Source organism: uncultured Clostridium sp., from assembly GCF_947039605.1.
In the GTDB taxonomy this organism is placed as follows: Bacteria; Bacillota; Clostridia; order Clostridiales; family Clostridiaceae; genus Sarcina.
Map to the genome: position 1 here is coordinate 21,413 of NZ_CAMQZG010000040.1, position 6,264 is coordinate 27,676.

General features: G+C 26.4%; 8 protein-coding genes. 7 read left to right on the forward strand and 1 reads right to left on the reverse strand.

From position 1 onward, the window contains the following. Positions 1 to 206 precede the first annotated feature (206 nt). The 3 genes from Q0V24_RS13300 (at position 207) to Q0V24_RS13310 (ending at position 1,683) form a co-directional block, all read left to right on the forward strand. Positions 207 to 833: a GyrI-like domain-containing protein gene (locus Q0V24_RS13300; RefSeq protein ID WP_297522282.1), complete on the forward strand. Its 627-nt coding sequence runs from the start codon at positions 207 to 209 to the stop codon at positions 831 to 833. Between the two features lie 131 nt (positions 834 to 964). Next, positions 965 to 1,348, forward strand: coding sequence for a hypothetical protein (locus tag Q0V24_RS13305; protein ID WP_297522283.1), 384 nt, complete (start codon positions 965 to 967; stop codon positions 1,346 to 1,348). 122 nt (positions 1,349 to 1,470) lie between these two features. Further along, on the forward strand, positions 1,471 to 1,683 hold the full coding sequence (locus Q0V24_RS13310) for a zinc ribbon domain-containing protein (RefSeq protein WP_297522284.1): 213 nt from the start codon (positions 1,471 to 1,473) through the stop codon (positions 1,681 to 1,683). Between the two features lie 254 nt (positions 1,684 to 1,937). Here Q0V24_RS13310 and Q0V24_RS13315 read toward each other — a convergent pair whose 3' ends face one another. Further along, entirely contained in the window at positions 1,938 to 2,336 is a 399-nt protein-coding gene (locus Q0V24_RS13315) for a hypothetical protein (RefSeq protein ID WP_297522285.1), read from the reverse strand. 710 nt (positions 2,337 to 3,046) lie between these two features. On the opposite strand from Q0V24_RS13315, the gene Q0V24_RS13320 reads away from it, so the two are divergent. The 4 genes from Q0V24_RS13320 to Q0V24_RS13335 all read left to right on the forward strand — a co-directional run. After that, entirely contained in the window at positions 3,047 to 3,718 is a 672-nt protein-coding gene (locus Q0V24_RS13320; RefSeq protein WP_297522286.1) for a response regulator transcription factor, read from the forward strand. Beyond that, the gene (locus Q0V24_RS13325) at positions 3,719 to 4,699 is read left to right on the forward strand and encodes a sensor histidine kinase (RefSeq protein ID WP_297522287.1); all 981 of its coding nucleotides are present in this window, start codon (positions 3,719 to 3,721) and stop codon (positions 4,697 to 4,699) included. It begins immediately after the preceding gene. Between the two features lie 110 nt (positions 4,700 to 4,809). Then, positions 4,810 to 5,568 (forward strand): ABC transporter ATP-binding protein, encoded by a 759-nt coding sequence (locus tag Q0V24_RS13330; RefSeq protein ID WP_297522288.1) that lies wholly within the window; start codon positions 4,810 to 4,812, stop codon positions 5,566 to 5,568. 1 nt (position 5,569) lies between these two features. Further along, positions 5,570 to 6,264 (forward strand): FtsX-like permease family protein (locus Q0V24_RS13335; RefSeq protein ID WP_297522289.1); only part of this gene is annotated, 695 nt, incomplete at its 3' end.

Here is a 6,264-nt window from a genome sequence, read left to right on the forward strand (position 1 = left end):
GTAAAGACATTTTACTAAGTTTATTATTGATAGCATAACATTTTTTTTGATGAAGTTCAATTATTTCTACAAGTAAGAGGTGAGTAAGTTGCTTTGTTAATTAACATATATTAAAAAAGGTAAAGTTTGATATAATCAATATATTAGCAAATTTTATAAAGGGGGGTGTGATTGGTAAGTAGATAAATAATACTTACTAAAAAACTATGAAACATGAATGGAGAAAACAAGAAAAAAATTTATACATATCAAAACAAAAGGCAGAGCTTATAGAGGTTCCTAGTCAAAAGTTTTTTGCTATAAAAGGAAAGGGGAATCCGAGTGGTGAGGAATTTACAAAGAAGATAGAGGTTTTATATATGTTATCTTATGCGGTTAGGATGATGCATAAAACTAACTTTATACCAGAAGGATATTTTGAGTATACAGTTTATCCATTAGAAGGAGTTTGGGATTTGTCAAAGAAGGGCAGGGAATTAGAAACTTTAGATAAGAATGAACTTATATATACTATAATGATAAGGCAGCCAGAGTTTGTAACACAAGATGTTGTAGATAGAGCTTTTGATATAGCAAGAAGTAAGAAAAAAGGAAATATTTATTTAGAAGATGCACAGTTTATAGAGATGAAAGATGGATTATCAGTACAGATGATGCATATAGGTTCATATGATAATGAGGCAGAAACTTTTGCTAAGATGAAAGAATATATAAATGAAAATAATCTTGAAATTAAAACATTAGTACATAGAGAAATTTATCTATCAGATGTTAGAAGAGTAGAAGAGGGAAGGCTTAAAACAGTTTTAAGATATAGAGTGAATAGAAAATAGCATTTTTTAATAAATATAGAAAGATTTTAACAGTTTTGATAATTTTAAATAGAAAATTAAATGTACTATTAGTATAGCAGTAATACAGAAAAAATATTAAATTAAAGATATTTAGTTAAGAGGTGGATAGTATGGTTGATAGAGTGACAGCTAAAGGTGTAAGAAAGTTTTCAAAGGAGTCAGGATATGACTGTTTTATAGATGATGACACAAACTTGATTTATCTTTCAACATTAAATTATAAGTATGTTTTAACTTATAACAAGGAAAGCAGAAGTGTTGTATGTGATGATTTTAGGTGTAAGGGGAAAAATGTATATAAGAATTTAAAAAGAAAATATGGCATTGGAATAAATGTAAGTAAGATTCAAGCTATTCTTATAATTGTAGGTTCCCTTATAGCAATTGCTGGTGCGATACTTTTCGCTATAGATAATACACTTATAATGGAGGCTTTAATAGCATTTGGAGTGGGTGTTATAGTCCTTGCTATTGGAATTATAAGTGCAGTTTAAAAAATATATAGGTAAAGGGAGGCAAATATTTGCCTCCCTTTACTATTTAAGAAAGAAGTAATAATAAAGGGATATAAATAAGTTATACTAAATTTAAATAGGGTAATAAGGGGAGAAAAAAGATGGAAAAGAAAGAATATAGTTGTGTAAAATGTGGGCATAATAAATTTGAACATGATGAAATTGCATCTACAGGGACAGGTTTTTCAAGAATGTTTGATATTCAAAACAGAAAATTCATTGTAATTAGTTGTAAAAGTTGTGGTTATTCAGAATTATATAAATCTGGTGCTAGTTCTAAAGGTGAGAATATTTTAGATTTCTTATTAGGATAGATAGGGGATAGAGGCTATATCAAAAGTAAAGTTGTTTATAATGTATAGTATTTTGAGGCTGAGTATTCAAAATACCTATGTATTATAAATAATGGTTCTTACTCAAGTATGGGTATAAAAAAATAAGCATACAACAAAAGGGCATTTTCGGATGCCCTTTTCTGATGTGTTAGTTATTCTATTTACCCAAAGATGAGAAAGAACCCTAATCGGTGTCAATACTGTTAAGTTTTAATACTAAAACTTTATTAATATTAATAAAAATAAACTGAATTATACATAGTAGTATCATCATTAGTTATAAAGTTAATATCTATTACGTTTTCTGGTGGTTTTGGTATAAATTCCTCATCTATTTTAAATTTAATCTTTGTACCTAAATTAGTTGAAGAATCCAACCTTTTAGCCGAAATATTTTTTACAATTATTTCTATAGTATTTTTTAGTTCACTATCAGTTCCATGCCTATATGTGTAACATTCTCCATAAATTCTTTTAGCAATCTGTTTTCTTAAAGTTACATATTTTATATTTTGATTAAAATTAAATTTTACAACATTAGGTTTTATCTCTTTATTTTTCACCCTATAATTATTAATTATATAAGTTCCACAAATTAAAACTATTATTATCCATATAATATATTTCTTCATATTTCCACCTTTTAAAAGTATTGTTAATCGATATAAATATATCATATTAGAGTTTGTTTGTAAAATTTTATATATTAAATTATTCTATAATAGTCCATTGTTTAGACTATTAATTCTATTTGCAAAAGCTCTACTACAAAGTTTTGATCTTTAGCAAGTATACTAAGAAATAATTCTCTACCTGCTTCTTTATATATATACACCAATAAACTTATTCCCTCAACAGGTCTTTCTAAACCTTCTGAACCAGTAAATAATTCATAAATTGAATCTTCAAGTGATTTACCATTTAATATAATACTATTAGTTATTATATTTTTTCTATCTTTATATAAATCATCATATTTTTAAAAGTAAAATCTTTACGTTTAACACGAAATGCTAAGTGACATTTTTTGAAAAGATTGACTAAATTAGCTCTACCATATAAAATACGTTTTATAAGTTTGAATTTGTTATAGTTTTTCATTAACATTTAACTCTTTATATTTCATTTATTTCGTCTCCCCGTTGATATAACTTTAGTTTAACCAAACAAGAAAATATAATAAAGAACTTAACAAAAAAAATGGCATCCGAAAATGCCATTTTTATTATTTAACCATTTTTTTGAAATACCCATACTTGAGTAAGAACCTAAATAATAAATGATTTTGATATAGCTTTTTTTTGTTAGATTAGGGAATATGACTAGGAAAGAGGTAGGTAAAATGTATAAAATTTTAATTGTAGAAGATGATTTGATTATTAGTAGAGAAATTAAAAGCGTTTTAGAAAGTTGGGATTATGAGGCTGTTGTAGCTAGTGATTTTAAAAATATTTTGAGTGAGTTTACACAGCATATGCCGGACATAATTTTACTTGATATAAGTTTACCATTTTTTAATGGATATCATTGGTGTAATGAAATTAGAAAAATATCTAAAGTTCCAATAATATTTGTATCTTCCATGACTGAGAGTATGAATATAGTTATGGCTATGAATATGGGAGGGGATGACTTTATTACAAAGCCTTTTGATTTAACTGTTTTAGTTGCAAAAGTACAAGCTCTTATTAGAAGAACTTATTCTTTTAGAAATGAAACTAATATTTTAGAAAATAGAGATATTATTTTAAATATAAATGAGTATTCAGTTTTTTATAGGGAGCAGTCTTTAGAACTTACAAAGAATGAGTTTAAGATTCTTCAGATATTGTTTGAGAATATAGGTAAGGCAATATCGAGGGAAGATATTATGGTAAAACTTTGGGATAGTGATAGTTTTATAGATGATAATACGCTTACTGTTAATATAGCAAGACTTAGAAAGCGATTAGCATCTATTGGAATAGAGGATTTTGTGAAAACTAAAAAAGGTATAGGATATATGGTGAATTAGATGATAGGGAAATATTTAAAGGATAGAAGTAAATTTATAGCTTTCGCTTTTATGAACATTGGTATTTTTAGTGGAGTTTTATTTTTATATAACATAGAGGTAGAAGTTATACTATATGCAATTTTACTTATCGTAACAATAAGTTTTATTATAGGAATATTTGATTTTAAAAAATATTGTACTAAAAATAATTTATTAAAAGATATAAAAGAAAATATTGATATAGAAGTAGATTTATTAGATATAGAGGGTGGACTAATAGAAGAAAGATATAAAGAAATAATTCAAAAGTTGTATGATGAAAATTTAGAGCTTAAAACAAATTTTGATAAAAATAATAGTGAAATGATTGATTATTATACTTTATGGGTACACCAAATTAAAACACCAATATCTGCAATGAATCTTATTTTGCAACATAGCAAAGCTAGTGAAAAGACTGAATTATCAGGTGAGTTATTTAAAATTGAAGAATATGTTTCAATGGTGCTAGGATATTTAAGGCTTTCAGATGGGGAGTCAGATTTAGTTATAGGTGAATATGATTTAGATATAATTTTAAAAAATTCTATAAAGAAATATTCAAGGCTATTTATAAGAAAGAAACTTACATTAAATTATAAAACTGTGAATTTAAAAATTTTGACTGATGAGAAGTGGTTAGCTTTTGGAATAGAGCAGTTGATTTCAAATAGTATTAAATATACAGGGGCAGGTGGAGTATCAATATATGTAGAGGGAAGTAGACTTTATATAGAGGATACAGGTGTTGGTATAGATGAAGAGGATTTACCAAGGATATTTGATAAAGGATTTACGGGATATAATGGAAGAATTAATAAAAAGTCTACTGGAATAGGACTTTATCTTGCAAAAGAGATATTTGATAAGCTAGGGTACAAACTTGAAATAGAATCAAAGGTTGATAGTGGGACAAAAGCTATTATTACTTTGAATAATGAAAAATTTATAGATTATTAGCTAGTATTACATAAATGTAAGGTTAGAGATGAAATTGTAAGCTAAGGTTATGGTTTGAAATATGAGGATTTCTTATAATTAACTTATAGTAAAAATTTAAGGAGGTATTTATGAGTTTATTAAAGGTTAATAATTTAAAGAAAGTATATTCTACAAGGTTTGGAGGAAATACAGTTAATGCACTTAACAATATAACTTTTTCAATTGAAGAGGGTGAGTATGTTGCTATAATGGGGGAATCTGGTGCGGGAAAAACTACCCTTTTAAATCTACTTGCAACACTTGATAGGCAGACAAGTGGTGAAATCTTATTAAATGGTGAGGATACATTTAAGGTAAAGGAAAGTAAACTTTCTGATTTTAGAAGAAGAAATTTGGGATTTGTATTTCAAGATTTTAATCTTTTAGATAATTTTTCAGTAAAAGATAATATATTTTTGCCATTAGTCTTAAATAAAGAAAAGTATAAAGATATGGAAAAGAAGATAGCTCCATTAGCTAAAATGCTTAAAATAGAAAAGATATTAGATAAGCAGCCATATGAAGTATCAGGTGGACAAAAACAAAGAGCTGCAATAGCAAGGGCACTTATTACAAATCCAAAGCTTATTTTAGCAGATGAGCCAACAGGTGCGTTAGACTCAAAATCAGCAGATAATTTACTTAATATCTTTGATGGGATAAATAATGATGGACAGACTATTTTAATGGTAACTCATAGTATAAGAGCTGCAAGTAGGGCTAAAAGAGTTTTATTTATAAGAGATGGAGGAGTGTTTCATCAAATTTATAAGGGAAGTATGAGCAATGAAGATATGTATGAAAAGATTTCAAATTCACTATCAGTAATTTCAAAAGGTGGTGAGTAAGATGTTTTATTCAAATCTTGCATTAAATAATATCAAAAAAAGTAAACAGACATATATTCCATATGGAATCATTTCTATTTTTATAGTTAGTATTTTATATATGATGGTATCAATTAGCCAAAATAAAGAAGCTATAGAGATTAGTGTTACACTTCGTATAGTACTAATATGGGGAGCTATTTTAACAGGGATATTTACAGTAATATTCTTATTTTATATAAATAGTTTTCTAATGAAAAAAAGAAAAACTGAATTTGGTATATATAATGTTTTAGGATTAAATAAAGTTCATATAATTAAAATAATCTTTTTAGAAAAACTTATTCTAGGTTTAGGAACAATAGGTATAGGTGTGCTTTTAGGTGTTATCTTTGAAAAATTATTATTTTTAGTACTATTAAAGCTTGTAAAAGTTAAAGCTGTTTTGGGATTTTATGTTTTATATAAAGTTGTTTTTATAATTATTGCTTTTTTCTTAGTTTTAAATATATTGATGTTTTTATGGGATGCATTTGAAATAAAAAGAAGTAAAACAATTGAATTATTAAATAGTAAAAAAAGTGGAGAAAAAGAGCCTAAAGTTCAAATTCTTTGGACATTAATAGGAATTCTTTGTCTTGGAATGGGTTATTATATCTCCGTAACAGTTGAAAATCCAATGACTGCTATGAGTGAATTTATGGGGGCAGTTATTCT

Coding starts and splice junctions, on each gene's coding strand:
- Q0V24_RS13330 (WP_297522288.1), top strand. CDS start 4,810: ATGAGTTTATTAAAGGTTAATAATTTAAAGAAAGTATATTCTACAAGG.
- Q0V24_RS13310 (WP_297522284.1), top strand. CDS start 1,471: ATGGAAAAGAAAGAATATAGTTGTGTAAAATGTGGGCATAATAAATTT.
- Q0V24_RS13305 (WP_297522283.1), top strand. CDS start 965: ATGGTTGATAGAGTGACAGCTAAAGGTGTAAGAAAGTTTTCAAAGGAG.
- Q0V24_RS13325 (WP_297522287.1), top strand. CDS start 3,719: ATGATAGGGAAATATTTAAAGGATAGAAGTAAATTTATAGCTTTCGCT.
- Q0V24_RS13315 (WP_297522285.1), bottom strand. CDS start 2,336: ATGAAGAAATATATTATATGGATAATAATAGTTTTAATTTGTGGAACT.
- Q0V24_RS13300 (WP_297522282.1), top strand. CDS start 207: ATGAAACATGAATGGAGAAAACAAGAAAAAAATTTATACATATCAAAA.
- Q0V24_RS13320 (WP_297522286.1), top strand. CDS start 3,047: ATGTATAAAATTTTAATTGTAGAAGATGATTTGATTATTAGTAGAGAA.